Origin of the sequence: Gordonia sp. DT218, assembly GCF_049847105.1 — a bacterium.
GTDB lineage: Bacteria > Actinomycetota > Actinomycetes > Mycobacteriales > Mycobacteriaceae > Gordonia.
Genome location: NZ_JBNCNS010000004.1, coordinates 447554 through 473083, shown reverse-complemented (window position 1 = coordinate 473083; position 25530 = coordinate 447554). Strand labels below are relative to the sequence as shown.

Here is a 25530-nt window from a genome sequence, read left to right as displayed (position 1 = left end):
TGCTGTCGGCGGGATTCGGGTTGCCGTCGGCGGGGTTCGGGTCGTCAGGATCGCCGCGGTAGCGACCTCAGCGCCGACGAAGCCGCGTGGTATCCGCACAATCCGTGGATGCCCGCTCCCGGCGGCGTCGACTGCGAGCACAGGAACACCCCGTCGACCCCGACGGCATATGGATCGACAGCGAGCCTCGGGCGCACCACCATCTGCAGTCCGTCATTGGCACCACCGATGATGTCGCCGGCCGCGAAATTGGGGTTGTACGAATGTAATTGCTCGGTGCCGGCGCTTGCGGTGGCGATGATTCGCTCCCGGAAGCCGGGGGCGAATCGCTCGATCTGCGCGGTCACCGCCTCGGTGGCATCACCGTCGTAACCGCGGGGCACGTGAGCGTAGGCGTAGATCGGATTGACGGTTCCGTTGCTCCGACTGGGGTCCGCGACGTACTGCTGACCGAGCAGCACGAAGGGGCGGTCGACCATCACACCGTCTGCCCGACGGCGTTCGGTGTCGCGGACCTCGTCGAAGTCCCCACCCAGGTGGACGGTTCCGGCGCGGACACAGTCAGGGTTGCTCCATGGGATGTCGCCCTCGATCGCGAAGTCGACCTTGAATGCCGAGGCACCCACGCGATACCGCTGATAGGCCCGCGTGATCCGGGCGGGCATCTCGTCGCCGTAGATCGCGAGCGCCTGGGCCGGGGAGAGATCCAACAGGACGAGGTCCGCATCGGGAATGTCGGCGCGAGAGCTCACCCGCACCCCGGTCTCGATCTTGCCGCCGGCATCGGTCAGCGCCGCGGCCGCGGCGGCGGTGATCGCTCCCGAGCCACCTTCGGCGACCGGCCACCCGTAGCGATGACCACTCGCGGCGATCATCAGGCCGAGGGCGGCGGTCAGCGGGCGGTCGAGGCGCGAGAACAGATGGGCGGAGATGCCCCCGTAGAGGGCACGTCCACGTTCGGTACGAAACCAGCGGGCCAACACCGTGGCCGGCAAGAGCGCGCGCGGACCGAAGGCGGCGAGCCTGAGCGGGTGCGCGGGAACGTTGACGATGGGCCGGAGGAGATCGTGCCCGAGGTCGTCGAAGTTCCGGGCGAGATCTCCGAACGCCAGCTGCCACCGCCGTCCGTCCTCACCGAGTCCGGCCGCGGTGGCTTCGATCGACTGATACAGCAGGCCTGCATCTCCCGAATCGAGCGGGTGCGCGCAGTCGATCTCGGGCCACTTCCAGGTCAGCCCGTACTTCTCGAGACCCACTTCCGCCCAGAACGGCGACCCGACCCCGAGCGGGTGAAACGCCGAGCAATAGTCGTGGATGACGCCGGGGATGGTGAGCTCGCCCGACCGCGCTCCCCCGCCCACCGTGTCCGATGCTTCCAGAACCTGCACGTCGACGCCGTTCCGCGCGAGATGCAAGCCTGCGGCGAGCCCGTTGGGCCCGGCCCCGACAACGACTGCAGTGGTCATCGCCGCGCCCGATTCCGAGAGTCGGAAGCCTTGTCCTGGTCGGCGTGAGCGTCGGATCTCGTCGTCATGTCGGCCATAGACCCAGCATCTGTCAGGTCAGAGCACGCGTCAACGCCGGCGCTCGCTCTCACCACGACGGTTACTGGGCACGATCGACGAGAAACTGGGCACGATCGACGAGAAACTGGGCACGATCGACGAGAAACTGGGCACGATCGGCGGAGATGGTGCCCACGGCTGGCGAGACGGGACGTCCGGGCGGGTCTGCCGGACGGCGCTGCCGCTACCCTCATCGATGTGTCCATCTCGCCGATAACACCGTTCCCCTCCGGGGAGAGGTCGTCGTTGGGGAGGCCGTTCATCTGGCACGGCGACGCACCACTCCCCGAACGACCACAGGCCGCGCTGAATGTCGGCGCCCACATGTGGATCTCCAATCAGTACGCATGCGACACCATCGCTCTCGACGACGACCCGGAGTTACTGCGCACCCGCATGCGCGACTGGTGGGGTATCACCGACGACGTCTCGGCCAGGAAGACCGTCGGCCTGCTGCTCGACGGCATGCACAGTTCGACGTTCGAGGTGATCGCACCGCTGGTGGCAGAGGCGACGAACAGGACGCCAGGTCACGACCCGGAGGTCCACCGAGAGTTCCTCGCAGCGCGGGCGGCCGCCCGCGGCGAGTCACCCGGCCACTGGATCGGCCACTACAACGCCCTCTACAACCTGCGCACCGCGAGGCTGCTCCGGAACACGGTCTCCGACAGACACTTTCCCACCCACATCCGCGCCTGGGACCTCGGTCGACTGCCTTTTGTGGTGCGGACCTGCCTGAGCTCGGGTTACCTCGAGGTCGACGAGTGCTGGCCGATGCTGTTCGCCGCGCTGGACTCGGCCCGGAGTTACTACGCCAATTGGCGGCAGTTCGCGCACGGCGTGGTGATCGGGCGCGCCTACTGGAGTGCACTCACCGACATCGGCAAAGCAGGCGACGCGGCACAGGTTGCCGGCAACTGGGTCAATGCCCTGCTGGTCCGGTCAGACAGTCCGTGGCGGCGGATGCCCCTCTGGCCCGAGGAAGAGCCGCAACGTCGCGTTCCGTAGCGCATCGTCATCGAGGGCCCCGGTGTCGAATGCGTCCTTGAGTTTGCGGAAGCGGGCGAAATCGTCGGTCACCCCGCGATCGTCGGCGCGCTCGAGCCGGCCGCCGCGGTCGTCGAGCATGGTGCGCGAGACGCACCAGTAGAGCCGGTCGTACAAGGACTCGCCGACCAGCGCATTGGTGAAGAACAGCTTGGTCGTCGCCTCGTAGTCGTGCAGATAGAAGATGCGATACCCGTCGTCGGTGCCGCCGTCGGTCATCTCCAGGGCCGCCTCCACGGGGAGCTCGTACGCGTAGCCCTCCCGGCTCTCCGTCGGCACACTCACCATGATCACGCGTCGCGTGGTGACGGCCATGATCCCCCAGACACCGCGGAGCCAGGCGTTGCGCGCCGCGAGGAGGAGCTCGTCGTCGCGCAGGTAGGCGATGAGCCGGTCGAGCTTGCCGTTCGGCTCGGACTCCCACCAGAGCGCAGCGGCGATGTCGGGACGGTGCGGCGACACCGGACCGTGCGCGGTGGCCAGTCCGGTGAGATGTGCGAACGGTGTGTCGGCATCACTCACAGCAAGCAATCTAGTTGCTCGTTCGGGCGATGCGCGACGGGTACGCCCTCAGCCCGCGGTGGCCACCTTGTCGATTGCCTTGACCAGCGTCGTGTTGAAGACCACGGCGTCGGGGGCGCCGAGCAGACCACCCGAGGTCACCGCCACCGAGTAACCACCAACCGTCGCCCACCCCAGCAACGAGGTCGCCGTCACCTCCCGACCGTTGACCGTCGACGTGCTCGTCTGCTTGACGGCGAACACATCGTCGGCCCTGGAGTCGGGCACATCCATCGGGGTGTTCACGATCGTCGACGACGATCCCGCCGCGTCACCGTTCTTGATGGCGGCGGTGACCTTTTCGCAGTCGCCGGTCGTCGACTTCCGGATGGCCGTCATGTCGCCATGGTCAGCGGTGACGACCTCCGCGAGGGTCGTCGAGCCGAGCGCCGCGACCAGCATGCCCATCTCGGACATGTCCATCGTGTCCGGAATGGCGCTCGGCGGCGCGCAGGCGGCCGGGCTGATGTCGGCGCCCCTGGTGGCGTCGAGCATGCCGTCGGCGGACTTCTGCATCTGGTCCGCCGGGATGGGCATCTCCTGGTACCCGCGCGGCAGTTCGGAACCGCTGAGCACCAGATCTTTTGGCGGGACCGTCACATCGGATCCCGCCGGGGACGTGTCGGCTGCCGCCGCGTCGGACCCGGCACCCCCGCATCCGGCCACCATCGTGATGGTCGCCATCGCGGCCATCGCACTCGTCATCACCCGCACCGATGCTCGCACCGGCCCACCCCCCTGGTCGAAGAACGTCCCCCAGGTCGAAGAAACGTCGCAGTGGAGAGTAACCGACCCGCGAGATCCGCTCCGCCGGCCGAATGACATGTGGCGGCGGGATCATCCGTCTCGAAGGACCGACGACGGGATCGGGCGCACGCACCTCGAGGAGCAGTACATCTTGAAGTTGAACTCATCCTCAAATACAGTCGCCCGGAGTGATCCAGACCACACCCTGGTTCCCACGTCGCGAAGGACACACATGAGCACCGTCAACACCGTCACCGGCCCCGTCGACTCCGCCGAGCTGGGCAACGTTCTCGTCCACGAACATGTCTTCGTCCTCGGCGAGGAGTACCGGCAGAACTATCAAGACGACTGGGACGAGGAAGAAAAGATCGCCGAGGCGGTCCGCGACCTCCGCGAACTCAAAGGCCTCGGCATGGACACGATCCTGGACCCGACGGTGCTCGGGCTGGGCCGCTACATCCCGCGCATCCAGCGCATCGCCGAACAGATCGATCTGAAGATCGTCGTCGCGACCGGGCTCTACACCTACAACGACATTCCCTTCCAGTTCCACTACACCGGCCCCGGCCTACTGTTCGACGTGTCCGAACCACTGGTCACGTTCTTCACGAAGGACCTGACCGAGGGCATCGCCGACACCGGGGTCAAGGCCGCGTTCCTCAAGTGCGCAATCGAGGAGCAGGGCCTGACGCCCGGCGTGGAACGGGTGATGCGCGCGGTCGGACAGACCAGCGCGCAGACCGGAGCGCCGATCACCGTGCACACCAACCCGCACACCCAATCCGGACTCGTTGCGCAGCAGGTGCTCTCCGAGGAGGGTGCCGACCTGAGCAAGGTGGTGATCGGGCATTCGGGCGACTCGACCGACCTCGACTACCTGATGAAGATCGCCGACGCCGGGTCGATCCTCGGGATGGACCGATTCGGGCTCGACGTCCTGCTGCCTTTCGACGACCGGATCAACACCGTGGTCTCTCTCGTCGAGAAGGGTTACGCCGATCGGATGGCACTGGCCCACGATGCCGCCTGCTTCATCGACTGGTTCGATCCCGAGGCCAAGCGCCAGGCCGTGCCCAAATGGAACTACCGGCACATCAGTGAGGACGTGCTGCCGGCACTGCGTGAGCGTGGGGTGAGTGACAAGGACATCGACGCCATGTTGGTCGACGTCCCCCGTCGCTATTTCGAGTGATCGGTTGCACCGCAACACTTCTCCACACAGACAGGAACACCATGGCCAGCACTGTCGCCAGCCTCTGGGCTTTTGCGGACGACGCACCCGACCGACTCGCCGTCCGTGCAGGCGATCGGGAACTCACCTACGCCGCCCTCCGGGACCGGATCGCGCGGAGCGCCGCATCGCTCGCCGGACTCGGTGTGCGCGAGGGTGATCGCGTCATTCTCATCGCGCCGTCGATTCCCGAGTTCGTGATCACCTATTACGGACTCCAGACGCTGGGTGCCACGGCGATCACGATGAACGTGATGTCGACGTCGCCAGAGATCGACTACGTGCTCGACGACTCCGGTGCATCGCTCGTCGTCGCGTGGCACCACTGCGCCGACACCGCCCGGCGCAGTGCGGAATCCGCGGGCATTCCGTTCCTGGAGGTGGGTCCTTACGAGGAGGCCATCGATCTCCCCGAACCGGTGCCGTCCTATGTCGACCGCTCGGATGACGACGTCTCGGTGATCCTCTACACGTCCGGCACCACCGGTCGGCCGAAGGGTGCGGCGCTGACGGTCGGGAACATCAACGCCTGTCCCGTCGCCTTCCGGCAGCTGATGGAGGTGACCACCGACGACCGGTGGGCGACCGGCCTGCCCTTGTTCCATGTGTTCGGTCAGGCGATCGTGATGAACTCGGCGTTGTCGCAGGGCTGCAGTCTGTCGTTGATGAGCCCGTTCGACCCGACGGCATTCCTCGACCTGCTGCGCGATCAGAAGATCACCATCTCGTGCGGCGTCCCGACGATGTGGAACGCCATGTTGCAGGTGGCCGAGGGCTACTCACCCGATGATTTCCGCGCACTGCGGCTGGCCGGCTCGGGCGGGGCCGCGCTGCCGGCGGAAGTGATCCGTGCGTTCGAGGAGAAGTTCGGCTGCAAGATTCTTGAAGGTTACGGCCTCACCGAAACATCCGGTGCAGCAACATTTCACGACATCAACGGCCGCCCCGTCGTCGGGACCGTGGGTCCGGCGCTGCCCGGAACCCAGGTCGAGGTACGCGATCCCGACGGCCTGGTGGTCGGTGCGGATGTGGTCGGCGAGATCTTCCTCAAGGGTCCGACCGTGATGAAGGAGTACTGGAACCGGCCTGACGCGACCGCGGCCGAGCTGATCGATGGATGGTTCAAGACCGGCGACCTGGGTGCCATCGACGACGCAGGCAACGTGCGGATCGTCGACCGGGTCAAGGACCTCATCATCCGGGGTGGCTACAACGTCTACCCGCGCGAGGTGGAGGAGGTGCTCTACGAGCACCCGGACATCGTCGAGGTGGCAGTGGTCGGCGTGCCGGATGACCACTACGGAGAAGAGATCGCCGCGGTGATCACGCCACGCCCGGGAGCGACCATCGATCCGGATCGGCTACGCGACTGGACGAAGGAACGGCTCAGCGCCTACAAGGTGCCGCGGATCGTGCAGACCGTCGACGCATTGCCCAAAGGTGCGACCGGCAAGATATTGAAGCGGGCAATCGATCGGGAGACGTTGCGGAGGGTCGCGCCCTGACGACGGAGTTGCTCTCGGCAGGAATTCGGTTGCTGTCGGCAGAATTCCGGTTGCTGTCGGCGAGATTCCGGTTGCTGTCGGCGGGAATTCGGTTGCTGTCGGCGTCAGGTGGGACGGCGCAGTCCGATCGCGTTGACCCACAGTCGGGTGGCGGTGAACACCAGCTCGTCCATGTCAATCTCGTCGCCGAGACCGAAGCCGTAATACGCCATCCGGGAGACCATGCCGGAGAGGGCGCGTGCGGCCGCCAGCGGATCCAGATCGGGATCGGCGAGGCCCCGGGCCTGGAGCTCTCTGATGCGTTTCGCGTTCCGCTCCGCAAAGACCTGCCCTCGACGACGCCGGGTCTCGCGGAACTCGGTGCTGAGGCCTGCGACCTGTTCGCGAACCAGCATCAGCTGCGCATTCCGCCGGTAGGCCTCGAAGTACGCACGATTGGCCGCCTCGATCACCGCAGTCGGATCATCGTCGGACGCCGGCTCGACGTGCGGCAGTCCGGGATGCAGCATGTCCTCCTCCGCCTCGGCGAGGACGGCGTCGAGGATGTCCTCTTTGCTGTCGAAGTACGTGTAGAAAGAGCCGGTCGCGCAGTTCGCCTCCGCGGTGATGTCGGTCAGCCGGGAATCGCTGAAGCCGTCGCGCTCGAACACCGTCCGCGCCGCGGAGATCAACGCCGAACGGGTCCGCTCACCCCGCGGGGTGAGCGGACGCGATCGGGCGGGTGCGCCGTCGGCTTTCGGCATGACGCTATAGTCCCGCGTCGTCGGCCACGGCCACCGCTCGGGCCACGAAATTGTCGACATGGGCCGGGGTCGGCACGCCGGCGGCCGCTCGATTGGACGGGTTCTCGCGCGCCCTCCGCAGAACGCCTTCGGCGATGATCGCGACCTTCCAGAGCCCCAGTGCGTGCCAGTACCGCAGGGCCTGTGGATCGCGTCCGGTTCGCTCGAGGTAGGCCTGCGCCAGCTGATCACGGCCGGGAAATCCTTCCATGACATCGACCGGGTCACCCAGCACGACGGCGTCGGTCCGTTCCGGCCAGTAGGCCAGGGTGCTGCCGATGTCGGCGAGCGGATCGCCGAGCGTCGACAGTTCCCAGTCCAGGACCGCCGACACCGCTCCCGAGGCCGGACCGACCATCACGTTGCGGATGTGGAAGTCGCCGTGCACAAGAGTCGTCTCGTGCTGCTCCGGGATGTTGTCGGACAGACGCGCAGTGAGGGTGTCGAGGTCCGGGATGTCGCGCGTCTTCGACTTCTCCCACTGTGCACTCCACCGCTTGAGCTGGCGCGGCGCATAGGGCTTGTGACTCGCCAGGTCCGAGAGCCCGACCGCATCCAGATCGACGGCGTGGATGTGGGCGAGGGTTTCCGTCATCGCCCGGCCGACGGCGCCCCGGATGTCTGGCGAGAGCGCCTCGCCCGCACTGCGATCGGTCAGCACCGACCCGTCGACGAACTCCATCGCCACGATCGGCACCGGGCCGACAGCGGCGTCGTCGCACACCCCATAGATGTGCGGGACCGGAACGTCGGTCGCCGCCAACGCGTCGAGAATCCGTGCCTCGCGGGAGACGTCGTGAGCCGAGGCCAGCAGGTGACCCACCGGTGGCCGACGGAGCACCCATTGTCCGCCGGCCTCGTCGCGGACCCGATAGGTCAGGTTCGACTGACCGAAACCGACACGGGAGCAGGTGATCTCACCCGAAGTCTCGACGCCCACCGTTCGCAGCCACCCGACCAGAGCGGTCATGTCGGTGTCGGGGATGAGCATTCCGGTCGTCGCGCCTGCGCTCATCGGGAGACGAGCGCCTGATCCGAGACGCCCGCCACCGTCTCCGGGGCCGATGCAGCGTCCCGATACGGCCGGAGCTCTCGACGGGCGATGGCCCGCTTGTGGACCTCGTCCGGGCCGTCGGCCAGACGAAGGGTTCGGATGTGGGCGTACGCCATCGCCAGTGGGAAGTCGTCGGTGACGCCGCCACCGCCGTGCACCTGGATCGCGCGGTCGATGATCTTCAGTGCGATGTTGGGTGCGGCGACCTTGATCGCAGCGATCTCGGTGGCGGCGGCCTTGTTGCCGACCGTGTCCATCAGGGCCGCAGCCTTGAGCGTGAGCAGCCGGACCATCTCGATGTCGATGCGCGCCTCGGCAATCCAGTCCTGGATGTTGGCGCGGTCGGCGATCGGCTGTCCGAAGGTGACACGCTGGGTGGCGCGTGTACACATCAGTTCCAGGGCGCGTTCGGCGATCCCGATGGTCCGCATGCAGTGGTGGATGCGGCCGGGGCCGAGGCGGGCCTGGCTGATCGCGAAGCCCTCACCCTCGCCCTTGAGCACGTCCTTCGACGGGACGCGGACGTTCTCGAAGACGAGTTCGCCGTGGCTCTCGCGGTCGACATAGCCGAAGACGGGGAGGTTGCGCAGGATGGTGAGGCCCGGCGCGTCGGTGGGGACCACCATCATCGACTGCTGCCGATGGGTGGCGGCGCTCGGATCGGTCTTGCCCATCACGATGAGGACCTTGCAGTCGGGCCGAACCGCGTTGGAGGCAAACCACTTGCGGCCGTTGAGCACGTACTCGTCGCCGTCCCGGACCATCGAGAGCTCGACGTTGGTGGCGTCCGAGCTCGCGACACCCGGCTCGGTCATGGCGAACGCGGATGCGATCTCACCGTCGAGGAGCGGCTGGAGATAGAGCTTCTTGTGCTCGTCGGTCCCGAAGAGCGTGAGCACCTCCATGTTGCCGGTGTCGGGTGCGTTGCAGTTGAAGACCTCCGGGGCCCATGCCACGCGTCCCATGATCTCGGCCAACGGTGCATATTCGAGATTCGTCAGCCCGGGGCCCCACTCGGCGTGCGGGTGGAAGAGATTCCACAACCCGGCTTCTTTGGCCTTCGCCTTGAGCTCCAGCAGGATCGGCGGCGTCGCGTGGGGGTTGTCCGACTCGCGCATCTGCTGGTCGAACACCGCCTCGTTGGGGTAGACGTGGCTGTCCATGAACTCGAGCAGCTGCGCACGGTACTTCTCGGTCCGTTCGGACGGGTTGAGCAGATCCATCGGTGACTCCTTACGACGTGGCTTCTGTGAGACCCTGTTGGTACCGCCGCATCCCGCTCAGCCAGCGGTCGTAGTCGGCACTCTTGTGCCGGTACATCTCGAGCACCTCGGGATGGGGGAGGATGAGGAAACGTTCGTCTCCGAGGGCCTCGATGACGGTGTCGGCGACCTCTTCCGGAGTCAGCACGCGACCGGCGGTCTCGACCGCGCGCTGCATGAGTCGCGCATCCTCGTCGTCGGGAACGTGGTCCGGACGCAACAGCTTGGTGTCGACGCCCATCGGGCACAGGCAGCTCGCCCGGACGCCACGGTCGCCGTAGGTGATGTTGAGCCACTCCGCGAATCCGACGGCCGCGTGCTTGGTCACGGAGTAGGTGGCCGAGCCCAATTGGGTGAGCAGGCCGGCCGCGGACGCGGTCCCGACGAAGTATCCGCCGCCACGTTCGACCCACTCCGGAACGAGTCGTCGGGCAGCGCGGATGTGACCCATCACGTTGACGTCGATGACCTGCGACCACTCGTCGTCGGAGGCGAACAGCCCTGGAGCACCGCCGATTCCGGCGTTCGCAAAGTACATGTCGACGGGACCGAACCGTGATTCGGCGAGTTCGATGACCGCGTCGATGTGGGCCGTCGAAGCGGCGTCACCCGCGATGGACGCCACCGCCCCGGGCGCCGAGGTCTCGATCCCGGTCACCACGGCCTCGAGGGCGGTCGGGTTCAGATCGGTGACGACCACCCGGGCACCTCGAGTGACGAGTGCTCGGGCGATCGCGGCGCCGATTCCGCCGGCGCCACCGGTCACGATGGCCACTTTGCCGTCGAGTTGCATACACATCCCTCTGCCGCCGAATTTGAAGGTGAACCTACTTGAAGTTGTGTTCAGGTTCAAGTGTGGCGAAAGGATGACAAATCCCCGCCACGTGTCGATGCCGGACTAGGCTGGCATTACGGGCACTTGCAGCAGCGTCGAGTGCGTGTTGGTCTATCGCAAGGAGACACACGTGATCATTCTCGGCATCGTCCTACTGGTTCTGGGGTTCATCTTCAGTATCCCGATCCTCTGGACGATCGGCATCATCCTGATCGTGATCGGCGCGATTCTCGCCGTTCTCGGTGCGACCGGCCGTGCGGTCGGCGGGCGGGCGCACTACTACTGACGATCAGGTCGAGAACTCGACCCGTCAGCACCACGCAAATGCCGCGGCCGGCGGACACAGATGTCATGTGTCCGCCGGCCGCGGCGTTTGTCAGATGAGATCAGGCACTCACGCAGCGAAGACCCCGAGACGGTTCGGCTGTTCGACTCCCGAGTAGTGCGAGGCATCGCCCTGCAGCACCTGGCTGCGCTCGCCGCGCACATCGACCGGGACGTCGCCGGCGAGGGTGATGCGATGCAGTTCGCGCTTCTGGTTTCCGTAGTCGGCGATGCCGTAGTGCTGGGTTGCCCGGTTGTCCCAGATCGCCACGTCACCCAGACGCCAGTTCCAGCGGAAAGTGTTCTCGAGCTTGGTGATCCGTGCCTGCAGCAGTTGGTAGAGATCGGCGAACTCGGCGGACTTGAGTCCCCGGAACTCCTTCGCGAAGTGGCCCAGCAACAGACTCCGCTCACCTGTCTCCGGATGGACCCGGACCACCGGGTGCAGCGTCTGGTACTCGGTGCTGGTGAACTCCTGGTAGTTGTCTGCCTTCCTGGAGATGTCCACACCACCCGACGGTTCCTTCAGACCGACGTAGTCGTAGAGGTTGCTGTGGGTCGCCCAGAGCTCTTCGGTCAACGCCCGCAACGGCTTCGGCAACTGCTCGTAGGCGGCCACCGTCGACGCCCAGGTGGTGGCACCGCCGTACTCCGGCAGAGTGACCGCGCGCAGGATCGATGCCTTGGGGATGCGATCGACAAAGGTGACGTCGGTGTGCCAGCTGTTGGCGGCACCCTCGATGGTCAGCAGTTGGGTTCCACGCGAGGTCACCGTCGGGTGCGGTGCGGTCGGGTCACCGAGCGATTCGGCGAACGCATACTGCGTCTCGTCGTCGAGGTGGTGCTGATCGGTGAAGACCACCACCTTGTTGGTGGCCAGCGCAAGCCGGATCGCCTCCACCTGTTCGGTCGGCAGATCGCCGCCGAGACGCACCTGTCCGATCTTGGCGCCGATGTGCTCGCCGAGCTTGTCCACCGTGATGCCTGCGTCACGGTAGACCTCTCGGGCACGCGCATCCCGGTCCGCCCGTTCGTCGATCTGTGCCAATGTCATTGGGAAATCCTTTCTGTTCTTTCGCTCCATTTCCGCACAGTTCGGCGCGGCAATCGAGACCTGAAATCACGACGATTCGAAGTCCGTGCGTCAGTCCGCGTGATGCTCCGCGCTCTCGTCGATGGCATGCCGGACCCCGCTCGGGACTCGAACCGGGCCGGGCCGGTAGGTGACCGCGCGCAGCGCCGGACCGAACCGGAAGACCCCCTGCCGCGCACGGAGATCGGGATCCACCGGACCGCGCGCATCGAGGCCGACCGAGATACCCGTCCATGGCGCCATGCCCACCAGCTGGAACTGATCGGGCAGCTTGGCGACCACCGACGTCTGACCAGCATCGGTGACCTCGATCGAGAAATCCCAGCGCACCTCCGGTGTCGCGACGGCACGAACGGTCACAACGGATACGTCGTCGGGTAGCGGAGCGGAGGCACGGGCAAGTCTGCCGTAGCTGTTGAAGACGAAATGCACTGCCGCATCCTCGACGTACAGCAGATAGCCACCCTGCGGGTCGCCGTGCGCGACGAGCACCCCCTCATCGGAGCGGGTCCAGTCGACGAGATCCACCTCGATCTCGAAATCCCGATAGGCGATCAATCGGCTCGACCGGTATCGCTCCAAGGTCGGCGTGCCGGCGAGGAGGCGGACCGGTTCGCTGTACCGACTCTCGGCCGGACGCCGCCGGATCTGATCGGCGGGCGTATCGAACAGCGGGAACACCGTGTTGCGCCAGGCCGCGTCCTCCCACGCCTGCGCGAGTTCGGCGACCCGACCGGGTTGGCCCGCCGCCAGATCCGTGGTCTCCGCAGGGTCGGCGGTCACGTCGTAGAGTTCCCACTCCGGATCGTCGACCTTCGCCGGATCGGTGTGCAGGGACACCAGTTTCCACCCGTCCCGATAGAACCCGCGGTGTCCGCCGAACTCGGCGTACTGCTCGGTGTGCGCGGACTCCGCCGACCGGTCCCGCAGGAACGAGGCCGCGCTCACCCCGTCTCGATCCTGGGCCGGCTTGCCGAATCGGTTCGCGGGAGTCGGGATGCCTGCGAGATCCAGCAGGGTGGGTGCCACGTCGGTGACGTAGGAGTACTGACGCCGGACGCCGTTGTCGACGGGGTCCCGCTGCAAACCGTCGGGCCAGGAGATCACGAACGGCACCCGGACCCCACCCGCAAAGGTCTGACCCTTGTAGAAGCGGAACGGCGTGTTCGACGCCTGGCCCCACCCGCGCGGATAGTGCACGCCCAGGGCGGCGGAACCGATCAGCTCCTCGTCGTGCGGCACGTCACGCTCCCAGTCCGCCGGAACCGGACCGTGCACGAATTGGCTGAAGTACGAGCGGGTACCGACCGGGCCACCCTCCGCGGTCCCGCCGTTGTCCGAGGTGAACACGATGATCGTGTTGTCCAGTTCGCCCAACTCGGTGAGCGTGTCGACGATACGTCCGACGCTCTGGTCCACACTCTCGACCATCGCCGCATAGACCTCCTGATAGCGCTCGAAGCGGTCCTGTTCGTCCGGCTCGAGGCCATCCCACGGGGGCGCGTCGTAACCGGGAGTGGTGTTGCGCTCGGCGATCGGAGTGTCCGGGTCGAACAGGCCGGCATCGACCTGCCGCTGGAAACGCTTCTGCCGGACCACGTCCCAGCCCTCGGTGTAGCGTCCGCGGTATTTCGCGAGATCGGATTCCTTCACCTGGTGCGGACCGTGCATGGCGATGTGGGCGAAGTACAGGAAGAACGGCCTGCTCCGATCCTGCGCCCGCAGCGCCTTGATCTGACCGACGGCCCGATCGGTGAGATCGTCGGTGACGTAGTAGTCATCCGGATACTCGTCGACATCGACAACCGAATTGTCGGAGATCAGCTGATTCGGGTGGAAGAACGAGTTGAGCCCCTCGAGCGATCCGTAGTAGCTGTCGAAGCCGCGCTGCACCGGCCACGAATCCCGGTTCCGGCCCGGTCCCATGTTCGCGTCGCGGACCAGATGCCACTTGCCCACCGCGTACGTCGCATAACCGCTCTCCCGCAGAATTTCCGGCAATGTCAGCACGTCGTCGGCCAGCTCGAGCCGAAGGCCCGGGTACCCCGGATCAGAGTTGGCCACACTCCCGTAACCGGCGCGGTGTGGGTTGAGCCCGGTGAGCAATGCCGCGCGGGCCGGCGAACAGACCGGCGTCGTGTGATAGTTGCTCAGCCGCAGACCTCGCCGCGCCAACGCGTCGATGTTCGGCGTGTCGATCTCGGCACCGAACGGGCCGATGTCGGAAAAGCCCATGTCGTCGACGAGCACGACGACGATGTTCGGGGCTCCCGGCGGTGCGGTCCGCTCGGCCGGCCACCACGGCTGCGAGACCGACGATGTCCGTCCGACGGTGCCGCCGAAGTCCGCGTAGCCGCGGGACTCCTCCGGAGGACTCTGGTGCTGCGCCATGGGATCCGTTCTTCTCGTCCTGTCGCGATCGCACGGTGACACCGTGCGTCACAGCACCTTTCAGACAGTCGGCGCAACTGTCAATACTTTCGCCGAGACGCTTCGTAACCCCCCTCCGGGCTTGGCGTTCGGCGCTCCGTCCGCCCAGAGTGGTGACCTGGGCCGTTCGTGCGACGTAGCGCGACCGGCCGTGTCAGCCCCTCGGAACAGAGAGTTCGCAACGATGCCCGGACGCCGTACCCGCGTGGTGCAAGTACTCGCACTGGCCCTTGCCACCTGCCTCCTCGCGGCGGGGTGTCAGTCCGCGGTCGCCAAGCAGGAGAACTCCATCTCCCAGTCCCTGGCGCCCGGGCAACCGGCGCCGCAAGGGGGCAACCTCCGTGTCGGGGTACTCGGCGACATGTCGCCCAAGACCTTCTTGCAGATCGGCACCGGGAATCTCGCCGGCCAGGTGGTGAGCAACACCTTCGACACGCTCATCCGCTACTCGCGTGACGACCTCACCGTCCGGCCGTCGCTGGCGACCGCGTGGCGGTTGTCGCCCGACGGACTCTCGCTGGCACTGGATCTCCGTTCGGACGTGACGTTCCACAACGGCAGGCCCTTCGTCTCGTCGGATGTGCAGAAGTCCCTCGAGGCCTACCTCGCCGGCCCGTGGACCCCCCAGTTCAAACGCACGGCGGCCGCCATCACCTCCTACGACACCAGCGATCCGCATCGCGTGGTGCTGCGCTTCGCTCACCCGTTGAGCAACATCTTCGATCTGCTCGACTCCGCGCCCATCCTCGACGCGCAGTCCCTCCCGCAGCTGAAGGCGGGCAAGTCCTACATCGGGACTGGACCGTTCAAGTTCGCCTCGTGGCAACCGAACTCGTCGCTGCGACTGGTTCGCAACGACAACTATTGGGGCGGCAAGCCCAACCTGGATTCGATCACGTTCGTCATCATCAGGGACCAGCAGTCGCTGTACACCCGGCTGCGCACCGGCCAGATCGACGTGGCGTACGGACTGAACTACCACGATCAGCAACTCGCGACCACCCGCTACGGCTTCAAGGACGTCACCTTCACCGGTGCCGAATCGCAGGAGTATGTCGGCATCAACGTCACCAATCCGGCATTGTCCGACGTCCGTCTCCGTCGGGCGATCGCCCTCGCCATCGATCGACCCCGCATCATCAACGACGTCTTCCGCACGAGCGGCTACGTGGTGAATCTCCCGTGGCCGAAATGGTCGCCTGCTTATGACGCCGCAGCCAACGCGACGTACGGTCGCGACGTCGCACAGGCCAGGAAGCTGGTGGCGCAACACGGCCCGGTACCGCCGATTCCGCTGGACTTCTCCACACAGGGGATCGACCGCGTGGTCGCCGAGATCGTGCAGTCGAATCTCAAGGACATCGGCATCCCGGTGACCCTCGTCCCCAACGACCAGACTCAGCAGGCGTCCAAGCTGATCGGTGGGAAATTCACCGGGATCTGGTTGTTGCAGCATGCTTTTGCTCAATTCACCCCGTCGACGCTGGCGGTCTCGGCCTATCCGTTCAACGCTGCCAAGAACTCGTCGAACTACCTCAATCCGCAGTACGCCGCCGCCGCCAACGCGGCGTGGACCGTGCCGGACGGCGCATCGCCGGCAGCGTTGCGTGCCTATCGCCAACTCGATGACATCTGGCTGCGGGACCTCTTCCTGGTCGAGATCGGCATCGTCTTCCAGAAGGTCGCGACGTCGAACGCGGTCGGGAACATCGACTGGGATCGACGTGATCAGTTGCACCTCAAGGACACCTACCTCAACACCACGGGACGGAATTCGTAATGCTGGGTTATGTGATCCGACGGATCCCGACCGCCATCGTCGTGCTGGCGATCGCCTCGCTCTTGATCTTCTCGATCCTCCGGCTGATCCCGGGAGGCCCCGAGGCGGCCCTCGCCGGCCCCGACGCGGGGCCCGAACAGCTCGCGGCGATCCGGCACGACCTCGGTCTCGACCGACCGTTCCTGGTGCAGTATTTCGCGTGGCTCGGTGGGATCCTCACGCTGAACCTCGGGGAGAGTTACCAGGTGGGCGGATCGATCAGCGACCTGATCGGATTCGGGCTCGTCAACACCGTGGTGCTGACCGTGACCGCACTCGTGATCGCCGTCGTGCTGGCCCTCGCGCTGAGCCTGTCCGCGACGATCTTCGAGAGCCGCGTGGTACATGCCGTGCTGATCGGCATCAACGCTGTCGCCATCGCGATCCCGACCTTCGTCGTCGGCACGGTGCTGATACTCGTGTTCGGTGTCCAACTCCGCTGGTTGCCGGCAGGCGGCACACCACCGGGTGGTTACACGCAGAGTCTCCAGATCAGCCTGCAGTACCTGATCCTCCCGGCGCTGACGCTGGGACTGCCGGCCGGGGCGGTGCTGGCACGGTTCCTCACCGAGGCCCTGCGTACCGAACTCCGCCAGCCGTACGCGGTGACGGCCCGGTCGCTCGGTGTCCCGTGGCACACCATCGTCGTTCGCAATGCGCTCCGAAATGCGCTGCCACCCACTCTCACGGCGCTCGGTCTCGTCGTCGGCGGGCTGCTCGGTGGAGCGATCCTCGTCGAGTCGATCTTCGGCTGGCCGGGGCTCGGACTGCTCACCGAGGAAGGCATCTTTGCGCGCGACTATCCCCTGGTCCAGGTGCTCGTACTGCTGTCGGTGACGGTGTTCGTCGTGCTCCAGCTCGCCGCCGACATCCTGCACGCCTGGCTTGATCCCCGAATCCGATTGGCAGGTCAGTGATGTCCGGAAGAACCGCAACCAACAGCCCCACGACGACCGACCCGCTCGCCTCGACCTTCGGGGCCGAGGCCGTCCTCGACATCGAACCCGGACTGCTACCCGAGTCGGCCACCGACGTCGGGTCCCGGGTGCGGCAGTCGACGCTGCGCAGTCTGCTCAGCGGCTCCGGTCTGGTCGGTACCGTTCTGGTGGGCGTCGTCGTGCTGCTCGCGGTGGTCGGCCCGTGGCTGACCACGTTCGCGGCGGACCAGCAGATCGACGGCGCGTACCTTCTGCCGCCGAGCTCAGCACACTGGCTCGGCACCGACGATCTGAACCGCGACCTCCTGACCCGGGTGCTCTACGGAATCCGTGTCGACCTGCTCATCATCTTCATCGCCGTGCCTATCGGCGCGGCGGTGGGCATCGCGACGGGCCTGGTGACCGTCACCCATCCGTGGAGCGATGTGATCGCGCAACGGACCTTCGACGTGATCCTCGCCTTTCCCGCCCTCCTCCTCGGAATCGCGCTCACCGCGGTCCTGTCACCCGGCGCCCAGACCATCGTGATCGTGATCGCCATCGCCGAGATCCCCATCTTCGGGCGCCTGACGCGGACCTCGGTGCTCAAGGTTCGGGAGATGCCCTACGTCGAGGCCGCCCGGGTCAGCGGTGCGACCAACCGGCACATCCTGCTCCGCCATGTGTTGCCCAATTCGGTCGAGGCGCTCGGCGTCCAGGTCGCCCTGTCGCTCTCGCTGGCGGTGTTCGTGGAGGGCGCGATGAGCTATCTCGGGATCGGTGTGGTCGCGCCCACCCCGTCCCTGGGCTCGATCCTCGCGGCCGGCAACGGCTATCTCGAGACCAATCCCTGGTTCTCACTGGGCCCGCTCGTGGTGATCTCGGCCCTGGTGCTGGGCTTCTACCTCATCGCACAATCCATCTCCCGAACCCGGAGGCAGTGATGTCCGAGACCACCCGGCCGGCGGCCGGCACTCCCGACGAGCCCGTGCCCGCGTTGGCCGTCGACGATCTACGGGTCACCTTCGCGTATCCGCGGCCCGCGGTCGCCGGCATCAGCCTCCGCGTCGACCGCGGCCAGATCCTGGCGCTCGTGGGCGAATCGGGCTCCGGCAAGACCATGACGGCCCGTGCCGCGATCGGCCTCCTCCCCGAGACAGCCACCGCGACCGGGTCGGTCAAGGTCGACGGCATCGAGATGCTCAACAGGTCCGAGAAGGAACTCGATGCCGTCCGCGGGACCCGGGTCGCGATGATCTTCCAGGAGCCGCAGACCGCTCTCAACCCGGTCCAGACCGTCGGGTGGCAGCTGCGCCAGGCGTTGCGTACCCACCGCAGGCTCTCCCGGCGAGATGCCCATCAGCGGGCTGTGGAACTGTTGCGTCTGGTCGAGATCCCCGATCCGGAACAGCGCGCCGGGCAGTACCCGCACCAGCTCTCCGGTGGACAGAAGCAGCGGGTGGTGATCGCCCTGGCGCTGGCCAACGACCCGGTTCTGTTGCTGGCCGACGAGCCGACCACGGCACTCGACGTCTCCGTGCAACGGGAGATCCTCGATCTGCTGCTTCGCCTGCGCGATCGCACCGACGCCGGAATCCTGCTCATCACCCACAACCTCGGCGTGGTCGCCGACATCGCCGACCGCGTGGTGGTGGTCCAGCTCGGCGAGGTCGTCGAACGCGGCGACGTCTTCGACATCTTCGCCGCGCCGACGCAGCCGTACACCAAGCAGCTGCTGGCCGCCGTGCCCACGCTGCCCGCCCCCGGCGTTGATGGTTCCGACGCCGAGCGTGCCGACGATGAACCCGACGGCGATGGACTCACGTCGACGGCAGTGGTGCACGTCGACGACATCACGGTGCGTCATCCGGGCAGATTCGGCACCCCACCGCACACCGCCCTCGCGGGTGTCTCGTTGACGGTCCGTCCTGGCGAGGTGGTCGGTGTGGTCGGCGAGTCGGGATCGGGAAAAACCACGCTCGGCCGCACCATCGGCGGTCTCATCGCACCAGCCGCCGGCCGGATTGTGCTCGGCGGCAAGGACATCGCCCAGGTGTCCCGCACCGAGCTGCGGGCGGTGCGCCGGACGATCGCGTTTGTCCCGCAGGATCCGACGGCCTCGCTCGACCCTCGGTTCACCGTCGCCGAATCGATCCGCGAACCGCTGGAGATCCATCGCCTCGGTACGCGCGACGAGCGGACCACGCGGGTCGCCGCACTGCTCGACGCCGTCCAGCTGCCGCGCACGTTCGCGGGCAGATTGCCGCACGAACTCTCCGGCGGCCAACGCCAACGGGTTGCCCTCGCCCGCGCTCTTTCGGTCGAGCCCGCCCTGCTGATCGCCGACGAACCGACCAGCGCACTCGACGTCTCGGTCCAGGCGCGCGTTCTCGAGCTCTTCGCGCAGTTGCAGCGGGACCTGGGATTCGCCGCTCTGTTCATCAGTCACGATCTGGCCGTCGTCGAGCAGGTCGCCGACCGGGTGGCCGTCCTGCGCGACGGAAAACTGGTCGAGACCGGCGACGCCCGGACCGTGCTGTCGGCGCCGCATGACGAGTACACGAAGGCGTTGCTCGCAGCCGTCCCCTACCCCGACCCGGTGCGGCAGCGCGCCGGCCGACAGGTGCCCGCCGGCTCCCTCTGAGCTCCCGCTCAGCTCCCGCTCGGCGCAAACGCGGTTCTGGCCGCAGTTCCTGGTTCCGGCTTGGAGCCGCAACTGCGGCCAGACCCTGCAGGTGCGGCCGGAACTCGTTTGTCCCGCTAACGATTCCGTGTTCATCCGGTTGACCGAACGGCGTCGACGCCAGGTGTGATCTGGATTACACTTGGGTCTTCGGCGCGAAGAGCCGGAGGGAGGTGTCCCTTATGTTCGGTCTGATCTCAGAACTGGTGTTCAACATCCTCCGAGCTGTCGGCGGCTTCCTGTGGTGAGCAAGTCACGTTGAGCAACAACGTGTTTCGCTCTTGACGCCTAGAACTCGTTGTGTCCCAATCTCTCTCGAAGGCGTAACTCCCGAGTCAGGTCAGTGACGCGATCGCGCGGTCGGCCGTCGTCGGTGTGAAGTAGTCGATCGCGGGCAGGATCGCGCGCAGGGCGGCCGGCGCGACGTCGGTGGGCTGATGCGTGACCGCGCGCAGGATCCACCGGCCCGCCTCTTCCACACTGAGCGCGTGCACGTCGTCGTATTCGGCCGTGGGCGCGATCATCTCGGTGCGCACCAACGGGTAGAGCACGTTGGTTGCGCGCACGCCGGGATGCGCGTTCTCGGCGTTGAGGCTGCGTCCGAAGATGGCGAGCGCGTTCTTGGACGCCGCGTAGGCCGAGAAGCGGGGAAACGTGTTGGCCATGATCCCCCACGTACAGACGTTCACGAACTGACCGCGGCCGCGGTCCACCATCCCGGGCAGCAGACCGAGAGTGAGCTGCACCGCGGCGAAATAGTTGAGCTGCATCGTGCGCTGATAGTCGTGCAGACGGTCGACCGAGTCGAGCACCGTCCGCCGGATCGAGTGGCCCGCGTTGTTGACGAGAACGTCGACCTCCTCGTCCGCGAGGTCTGCCACCAGCGTCTCGATGGCCTTCTCGTCGGACAGATCGCAGGTCCGGTAGACACAGCCCGTTTCTTCTGCCAGAGAACGTAGTTCGTCCTCTCGGCGCGCGACCGCGATGACCCGAGCGCCGCGCTCGGCGAGCAGCGTGGTGGCCTGCCGTCCGATCCCGGCCGACGCCCCGGTGACCACGATCGTGAGGCCGGTGATGTCGCGGCCGGGTCCGGCGAGGGCATCCTCGACGATGCCGGGGAGGAGACTACGGCGCTGGACGAGGTCCATCAGCGTGCTGGTGAGGGAAAGTGACGGCATGGGCCTCATTCTCCATCAGCAGCCCGAACTCCAACGTCCGGATACGGACATCTTCGTCCACCGAGCCACCGCGTCCACCTGTTCCGCGCGACGAGGCGCCGGGTAACTTCTCCACGGTGTCTCAATTGAGTGCAACTGATCGGGGGGATGAGCAGGCGTGAGCGCGAACATCGGTCGTCGTCGACTACTCGTGGGAGCGGCGGCCGCTGCCGCTGCGGCTCGGTTCGGCCGGGGAATCGCGGCGGCAGAGCCCGCGCCGCCGCCGCCATACCCGACGATCTTTCATTCGCCGCCGATGGAGAAGTACGTCGACGACCTGCCGGTACCGAAGGTGATCACCTCGTCGCCGACAGAACCGATCGAGATGGTCGCCCGATCCACCACGACGCGCTTCCACCGCGACCAGCCGCGGGTGCCGGCGATGGGGTACAACGACGAGACGTATCACGGCCCCACCATCGAAGCCCACGTCGACGAGCAGACGACCCTCCACTACCGCAGCGAGCTCGGCCGGCACACCTTTGCCGCAGACCTCGACACCACGCTCCACGGTGTCTCCGAGAGTTATCGCAGCAGCCCGCCCACCTCGTTGCATCTGCACGGCGGCGCCACACCCCCGCAGTTCGACGGGAACCCACAACGCCTCCTGCTGCCCCACCACGGCACATCGCTTCTCGAGTTCCCGAATCGTCAAGAGGCCGGGCATCTCTGGTATCACGACCACGCGATGGGGATCACCCGCGCCAACGTCTACGCAGGTCTCACCGGGATGTACTTCCTGCGTGACGGCTACGACACCGGCGGCGCCGACAACCCGCTCGGTTTGCCGTCCGGACCGCATGAGCTCCCACTCGTCCTGCAGGAAAAGGTCTTTCACGAAGACGGCCGGCAGAGTCTGCGATCCACCCCTGTGGTGCCACAGGGCTTGTGGGAGGGTGGTGCCGTCGGCGATCGCGGCGTGGTGAACGGCCGGGTGTGGCCGAAGTTGACAGTGGACCGCGGGATGTACCGCTTCCGCCTCATCAACGCCGCGTCGTTCTCGGTCTGGCGACTGTTCTTCTCCAACCGCATGCGCTTCTGGGTGATCGGGAACGAGGGCGGTCTGCTCAACGAGCCGGTACGGTGCCGCTCCATCCTGGCGGCCCCCGCCGAACGTTTCGACATCCTGGTGGACTTCAGTTCGTTGGCCCCCGGTGAATCAGTTGAGCTGTGCAACGATCTGACGCCACCCTTCCAGGCGACCATGCTGGGTGAGGTCGCGATGTCGAGGTTCTGTCGGTTCACCGCGGGTACGGGACGTGGCGACCGACGCCCGGTGCCGACCACTCTGCGCGGTGGACGCAATCGGCCGGCCCGGATTCCTCCGCCCGCACGGCCCGACGTGATCCGACGGGTGTCCGTGTCACAGCCGTACGAGGTCCGTCTGCCGCCGGCGATCATGTCGCTGAACAACCTGCGCTACAGCGATCCACAGATCGAAAAGCCCCGGGAGGGCACCGTCGAGCGTTGGGACATCATCAACATCACGCCCGACCCGCATCCGATCCATCTGCACCTGATCATGTTCCGGGTCCTCGGGCGACGTCCTCTCCGCACCGTCGACTACCAGGCGGCGAATCCGCAGCCGCCCATCGGGACCCGATGGGCGCCGGACCCGAGCAACTTCTACGCCGGGCCGATGCGACCGGCGGCCGCGTGGGAGGCCGGGTGGAAGGACACGGTGCGGGCCGACGGCGGCCAGGTGACCTCGATCCTCGTCCGGTTCCCCCGGGCAGACGAACTCGGCTTCGATCCGGACGCGATCTTCTCGTCCGACGCGACCGACTCGCGCACGCGACCGGCCCACGGGCGATCGGTCGCGCCGCACATGTCCGGGAGCCACCACGCCGGTGCGATGCCGGCGCACGGGATGGTCACCACCGACCTACAGGGGTACGTCTGGCACTGCCACATCCTCGATCACGAGGATCACGACATGATGTTGCGCTATCGGCTGGTGCCATGAGCGGTTGTCGAGACCTACTCGCGCTGGTTCCGCCGCCCGCCGACGGCGGACAATCCCAGGTCGATTGGGAAGACTTCCGGCAGACAACAGGATTCGAGGCACCGGCCGACTACCGACAGATCGTCACCGAGTACGGCGTCGGCCAATTCTGCGGCGAGTTCTACGTCTTCGCTCCCGGCGGGCCGGAAGGTCAGGACATCGTCGACGAGTACCAGACCTCGATGGACATCATCGCCGATCCCGGCTGGCAGGAGTTCGTGGACGAGATCGGCGAAGGGTGGCTGGAGCCCGACGGTTCACGCCACCCCGTCGATCTGCGGCAAGATCCGCCGCCCTTTGCCCCGTGGGGTGGCGGCTCGGCCGGCGGCTACGGCTACTGGCACAAGATCGGTGATGATCCCGACCGGTGGCCCGTCGCCTACACCGACCTCGCAGATGTGTGGCTGTATGACCGCGACGGACTCGCCTCATTTCTGGTGAACGCCCTGACCGGCAGGTATCCGGCCGACAAGATCGATCCGTCCGTCACTGACGGGGCGCCCGAGTTCACCCGATGGCCCACCGGTTGATCGCGGATCGAAGGACAAATCGGAGAAAAACAAAAGGCCAGGCCGCATTTCTGCAACCTGACCCTTGATGTCCGACCGAGTTGAACCGCTCGTGGTGGGCGAAGGGGGACTTGAACCCCCACGTCCCGAAGGACACTGGCACCTGAAGCCAGCGCGTCTGCCATTCCGCCACTCGCCCGTGGCCGTCTGCGTGAGACTGGAAGACGATAGCAAGGCCGGTGGGCGGAAGTAAAACCGGTTGGGGGCCCCTGCTCACCCGTCCGGGCGGCCTGTCCCGCGGGTCTGGCGGGTGAACGCGGGTTGTCGGCGGCCCGCGTGGGCCGAATGGACTCGCGTTTGCCGAGCTGAATGTCCCGATTCGTGATCAGAAATACGTGTATCTGCGCTGGTCACATCCCGTTCAGCGCGTAGGGTGATGGGCACGACGTCGGTGGTGCTGATGTTGCGCGCGGTGCTGCATTGACGGGAACCCCGTCATAATGGGCACAATCGGTATCATCTATCAAGGCCATACGCACGGCGACACGCCATGGCCGTCTGGAACCGAGCCGCGAAGGGAGGTCGCCGGTGGGCATTCTGCAGCGCATTGAGCGCAAGCTCGAAGGCGCCGTCGACGACGGCTTCGCACGGGTCTTCGGGGGCCAGGTCGCCCCCCAGGAGATCGAGAACGGGCTGCAGCGAGAGGCCGAGGAATCCCTCGAGGATCTCGGCGACGGTGCAGTCCTCGCTCCCAACAGCTATACGTTGTTGTTCAGTCCCACCGACTACGAGCAGATCGCGGCCGAGTACGAACTGAATCGCAAGACGTTCTCCAAGCATCTCGAGAACTTCATCTCCGACAATGGCTGGCAGACCTACGGCCGGGTGGTCGTAGAGTTCGACCAGTCGCCGTCGTTGCATACGGGTATATTCCGCGCCCGCGGTGCGGTGAACCCGGATGTGCGTCTGCGGCCTGTCGCGTCGGGTCCGCAACGACCACCAGCACAGCAGCACCCACAACGTGCACACCGAGAAGTAGGAGCCCCACAAATGACCAACAACCCCGGATACGACCAGCGCAGGGGCACCGACCCGGCGTACGACCAGGGTGGCCAGCAAGGTGGCTACGACTACCCGCAGGGTGGTTACGAACAGGGTTACGCCCAGCAGCCCGGCTACGACCAGGCCTACGCGCAGCAGGGATATGGACAGCCCGGGTACGGCCAGCAGGGATACGACCAGGGCTACCAGCAAGGTGGCTACGACCAGAACTATGCACAACAGCCCGGCTACGACCAGGGCTACCAGCAGGGTGGCTACGACCAGAACTATGCACAACAGCCCGGCTACGACCAGGGCTACCAGCAGGGCGGCTACGACCCCGCATACGGACAGCAGCCCGGTTACGACTACCAGCAGGGCTATGCCCAGCAGCCGCAGTACGGCTACCAGCAGGGCGGCTACGACCAGGGTTACGCCCAGCCGGGTGGCTACGCACCGGCCGCGATCACGCTGCTGCTCGAAGACGGCAGCAACCGCACCTTCCAGCTGCGTGACGGATCGAACATCATCGGCCGCGGCCAGGACGCACAGTTCCGTCTGCCGGACACCGGCGTGTCGCGCCGGCACGTGGAGATTCGCTGGGACGGCTCCACCGCGATGCTGACCGATCTGAACTCGACCAACGGCACCACGGTCAACGACCTCCAGGTCAGCAGCTGGGAACTCGCCGACGGCGACCGTATCCGCGTCGGGCATTCCGACATCACCGTCCGGTTCCAGTAGTCCCCGGTCATCCACCCGGTCTCCTACGAGAGACCGTCCTTCGCGATGCTCGGCCGGCGCCTCGCTCCTCAGGAACCAGGCGTTGATACTGAACTGTCACATCTCAATGTCGGCGAAATCAGCGTCTGCCCATAAGATGCAGTCGGGTCCGTTTCAACG

General features: G+C 66.3%; 21 protein-coding genes and 1 tRNA gene. 11 read left to right on the top strand and 11 right to left on the bottom strand.

All coding sequences use genetic code 11. The annotated features are described in order from the left end of the window. Nucleotides 1–44 precede the first annotated feature (44 nt). Nucleotides 45–1466 (bottom strand): phytoene desaturase family protein, encoded by a 1422-nt coding sequence (locus ACPXCG_RS17505; RefSeq protein WP_425793279.1) that lies wholly within the window; start codon nucleotides 1464–1466, stop codon nucleotides 45–47. Between the two features lie 297 nt (nucleotides 1467–1763). Here ACPXCG_RS17505 and ACPXCG_RS17500 point away from each other — a divergent pair, with 297 nt between their 5' ends. Then, nucleotides 1764–2573: a DUF1266 domain-containing protein gene (locus ACPXCG_RS17500; protein ID WP_425793278.1), complete on the top strand. Its 810-nt coding sequence runs from the start codon at nucleotides 1764–1766 to the stop codon at nucleotides 2571–2573. Here ACPXCG_RS17500 and ACPXCG_RS17495 read toward each other — a convergent pair. After that, nucleotides 2508–3134: a hypothetical protein gene (locus ACPXCG_RS17495; RefSeq protein ID WP_425793276.1), complete on the bottom strand. Its 627-nt coding sequence runs from the start codon at nucleotides 3132–3134 to the stop codon at nucleotides 2508–2510. The two genes, ACPXCG_RS17500 and ACPXCG_RS17495, sit on opposite strands and share 66 nt — an antisense overlap. A 48-nt stretch (nucleotides 3135–3182) precedes the next feature. Further along, entirely contained in the window at nucleotides 3183–3899 is a 717-nt protein-coding gene (locus ACPXCG_RS17490; protein ID WP_425793274.1) for a hypothetical protein, read from the bottom strand. Nucleotides 3900–4152: 253 nt separating this feature from the next. Between ACPXCG_RS17490 and ACPXCG_RS17485 the strand changes: the two genes are divergently transcribed. Together ACPXCG_RS17485 and ACPXCG_RS17480 are read left to right on the top strand one after the other, a co-directional pair. Next, nucleotides 4153–5112, top strand: a complete 960-nt coding sequence (locus ACPXCG_RS17485; protein ID WP_425793273.1) for a phosphotriesterase family protein — start codon at nucleotides 4153–4155, stop codon at nucleotides 5110–5112. A 41-nt stretch (nucleotides 5113–5153) separates the two neighbouring features. Then, a complete protein-coding gene (locus ACPXCG_RS17480) occupies nucleotides 5154–6656 on the top strand; it encodes an AMP-binding protein (protein WP_425793272.1) in 1503 nt (500 codons plus the stop codon). Nucleotides 6657–6760: 104 nt separating this feature from the next. Here the strand turns inward: ACPXCG_RS17480 and ACPXCG_RS17475 are convergent, their stop codons facing one another. Genes ACPXCG_RS17475 through ACPXCG_RS17460 form a run of 4 tightly spaced genes read right to left on the bottom strand, consistent with a single transcriptional unit; the run spans nucleotide 6761 to nucleotide 10547 of the window. Then, on the bottom strand, nucleotides 6761–7399 hold the full coding sequence (locus tag ACPXCG_RS17475; RefSeq protein WP_425793271.1) for a TetR/AcrR family transcriptional regulator: 639 nt from the start codon (nucleotides 7397–7399) through the stop codon (nucleotides 6761–6763). Nucleotides 7400–7403: 4 nt separating this feature from the next. Next, nucleotides 7404–8453 carry a phosphotransferase family protein gene (locus ACPXCG_RS17470; protein WP_425793270.1) on the bottom strand — a complete coding sequence of 350 codons (1050 nt, stop codon included), beginning with the start codon at nucleotides 8451–8453 and terminating at the stop codon, nucleotides 7404–7406. Next, nucleotides 8450–9715, bottom strand: coding sequence for an acyl-CoA dehydrogenase family protein (locus ACPXCG_RS17465; protein ID WP_425793269.1), 1266 nt, complete (start codon nucleotides 9713–9715; stop codon nucleotides 8450–8452). Before ACPXCG_RS17465 ends, ACPXCG_RS17470 begins: the two co-directional genes overlap by 4 nt. Before the next feature lie 10 nt (nucleotides 9716–9725). Then, a complete protein-coding gene (locus ACPXCG_RS17460) occupies nucleotides 9726–10547 on the bottom strand; it encodes an SDR family oxidoreductase (RefSeq protein WP_425793268.1) in 822 nt (273 codons plus the stop codon). Nucleotides 10548–10719: 172 nt separating this feature from the next. Between ACPXCG_RS17460 and ACPXCG_RS17455 the strand changes: the two genes are divergently transcribed. Continuing rightward, the gene (locus tag ACPXCG_RS17455; protein WP_190267130.1) at nucleotides 10720–10875 is read left to right on the top strand and encodes a DUF6131 family protein; all 156 of its coding nucleotides are present in this window, start codon (nucleotides 10720–10722) and stop codon (nucleotides 10873–10875) included. 108 nt (nucleotides 10876–10983) lie between these two features. Here the strand turns inward: ACPXCG_RS17455 and ACPXCG_RS17450 are convergent, their stop codons facing one another. After that, nucleotides 10984–11967, bottom strand: a complete 984-nt coding sequence (locus ACPXCG_RS17450; protein ID WP_425793267.1) for a TauD/TfdA dioxygenase family protein — start codon at nucleotides 11965–11967, stop codon at nucleotides 10984–10986. Nucleotides 11968–12057: 90 nt separating this feature from the next. Further along, a complete protein-coding gene (locus tag ACPXCG_RS17445; protein ID WP_425793266.1) occupies nucleotides 12058–14397 on the bottom strand; it encodes a sulfatase-like hydrolase/transferase in 2340 nt (779 codons plus the stop codon). A gap of 223 nt (nucleotides 14398–14620) precedes the next feature. Between ACPXCG_RS17445 and ACPXCG_RS17440 the strand changes: the two genes are divergently transcribed. From ACPXCG_RS17440 to ACPXCG_RS17425, 4 genes are read left to right on the top strand one after another with little or no spacing between them, the layout of a single operon-like run. After that, nucleotides 14621–16216, top strand: coding sequence for an ABC transporter substrate-binding protein (locus ACPXCG_RS17440; protein WP_425793265.1), 1596 nt, complete (start codon nucleotides 14621–14623; stop codon nucleotides 16214–16216). Beyond that, complete coding sequence (locus ACPXCG_RS17435) at nucleotides 16216–17172, top strand: ABC transporter permease (protein ID WP_425793264.1); 957 nt, start codon at nucleotides 16216–16218, stop codon at nucleotides 17170–17172. The genes ACPXCG_RS17440 and ACPXCG_RS17435 overlap by 1 nt, the downstream gene beginning before the upstream one ends. Then, a complete protein-coding gene (locus ACPXCG_RS17430; protein ID WP_425793263.1) occupies nucleotides 17172–18116 on the top strand; it encodes an ABC transporter permease in 945 nt (314 codons plus the stop codon). The genes ACPXCG_RS17435 and ACPXCG_RS17430 overlap by 1 nt, the downstream gene beginning before the upstream one ends. Beyond that, nucleotides 18116–19816, top strand: a complete 1701-nt coding sequence (locus ACPXCG_RS17425; RefSeq protein ID WP_425793261.1) for a dipeptide ABC transporter ATP-binding protein — start codon at nucleotides 18116–18118, stop codon at nucleotides 19814–19816. Before ACPXCG_RS17430 ends, ACPXCG_RS17425 begins: the two co-directional genes overlap by 1 nt. 374 nt (nucleotides 19817–20190) lie before the next feature. Here ACPXCG_RS17425 and ACPXCG_RS17420 read toward each other — a convergent pair whose 3' ends face one another. Continuing rightward, nucleotides 20191–21033, bottom strand: coding sequence for an SDR family NAD(P)-dependent oxidoreductase (locus tag ACPXCG_RS17420; RefSeq protein ID WP_425793260.1), 843 nt, complete (start codon nucleotides 21031–21033; stop codon nucleotides 20191–20193). 157 nt (nucleotides 21034–21190) lie between these two features. On the opposite strand from ACPXCG_RS17420, the gene ACPXCG_RS17415 reads away from it, so the two are divergent. Together ACPXCG_RS17415 and ACPXCG_RS17410 are read left to right on the top strand one after the other, a co-directional pair. Further along, nucleotides 21191–23038, top strand: coding sequence for a multicopper oxidase family protein (locus ACPXCG_RS17415; RefSeq protein ID WP_425793259.1), 1848 nt, complete (start codon nucleotides 21191–21193; stop codon nucleotides 23036–23038). Then, on the top strand, nucleotides 23035–23607 hold the full coding sequence (locus ACPXCG_RS17410) for a hypothetical protein (protein WP_425793258.1): 573 nt from the start codon (nucleotides 23035–23037) through the stop codon (nucleotides 23605–23607). The genes ACPXCG_RS17415 and ACPXCG_RS17410 overlap by 4 nt, the downstream gene beginning before the upstream one ends. A 92-nt stretch (nucleotides 23608–23699) precedes the next feature. Here the strand turns inward: ACPXCG_RS17410 and ACPXCG_RS17405 are convergent. After that, nucleotides 23700–23785: transfer RNA gene (locus tag ACPXCG_RS17405), tRNA-Leu, on the bottom strand. Between the two features lie 389 nt (nucleotides 23786–24174). On the opposite strand from ACPXCG_RS17405, the gene ACPXCG_RS17400 reads away from it, so the two are divergent. Further along, nucleotides 24175–25371 carry a DUF3662 and FHA domain-containing protein gene (locus tag ACPXCG_RS17400; RefSeq protein ID WP_425793257.1) on the top strand — a complete coding sequence of 399 codons (1197 nt, stop codon included), beginning with the start codon at nucleotides 24175–24177 and terminating at the stop codon, nucleotides 25369–25371. Nucleotides 25372–25530 lie beyond the last annotated feature (159 nt).

Bases quoted from the DNA above. Each gene is read 5' to 3' on its own strand.
- ACPXCG_RS17435 (WP_425793264.1), top strand. From the start codon at position 16,216: ATGCTGGGTTATGTGATCCGACGGATCCCGACCGCCATCGTCGTGCTG.
- ACPXCG_RS17480 (WP_425793272.1), top strand. From the start codon at position 5,154: ATGGCCAGCACTGTCGCCAGCCTCTGGGCTTTTGCGGACGACGCACCC.
- ACPXCG_RS17485 (WP_425793273.1), top strand. From the start codon at position 4,153: ATGAGCACCGTCAACACCGTCACCGGCCCCGTCGACTCCGCCGAGCTG.
- ACPXCG_RS17475 (WP_425793271.1), bottom strand. From the start codon at position 7,399: ATGCCGAAAGCCGACGGCGCACCCGCCCGATCGCGTCCGCTCACCCCG.
- ACPXCG_RS17465 (WP_425793269.1), bottom strand. From the start codon at position 9,715: ATGGATCTGCTCAACCCGTCCGAACGGACCGAGAAGTACCGTGCGCAG.
- ACPXCG_RS17505 (WP_425793279.1), bottom strand. From the start codon at position 1,466: ATGACCACTGCAGTCGTTGTCGGGGCCGGGCCCAACGGGCTCGCCGCA.
- ACPXCG_RS17430 (WP_425793263.1), top strand. From the start codon at position 17,172: ATGTCCGGAAGAACCGCAACCAACAGCCCCACGACGACCGACCCGCTC.
- ACPXCG_RS17420 (WP_425793260.1), bottom strand. From the start codon at position 21,033: ATGCCGTCACTTTCCCTCACCAGCACGCTGATGGACCTCGTCCAGCGC.
- ACPXCG_RS17460 (WP_425793268.1), bottom strand. From the start codon at position 10,547: ATGCAACTCGACGGCAAAGTGGCCATCGTGACCGGTGGCGCCGGCGGA.
- ACPXCG_RS17450 (WP_425793267.1), bottom strand. From the start codon at position 11,967: ATGACATTGGCACAGATCGACGAACGGGCGGACCGGGATGCGCGTGCC.
- ACPXCG_RS17440 (WP_425793265.1), top strand. From the start codon at position 14,621: ATGCCCGGACGCCGTACCCGCGTGGTGCAAGTACTCGCACTGGCCCTT.
- ACPXCG_RS17470 (WP_425793270.1), bottom strand. From the start codon at position 8,453: ATGAGCGCAGGCGCGACGACCGGAATGCTCATCCCCGACACCGACATG.
- ACPXCG_RS17445 (WP_425793266.1), bottom strand. From the start codon at position 14,397: ATGGCGCAGCACCAGAGTCCTCCGGAGGAGTCCCGCGGCTACGCGGAC.
- ACPXCG_RS17425 (WP_425793261.1), top strand. From the start codon at position 18,116: ATGTCCGAGACCACCCGGCCGGCGGCCGGCACTCCCGACGAGCCCGTG.
- ACPXCG_RS17410 (WP_425793258.1), top strand. From the start codon at position 23,035: ATGAGCGGTTGTCGAGACCTACTCGCGCTGGTTCCGCCGCCCGCCGAC.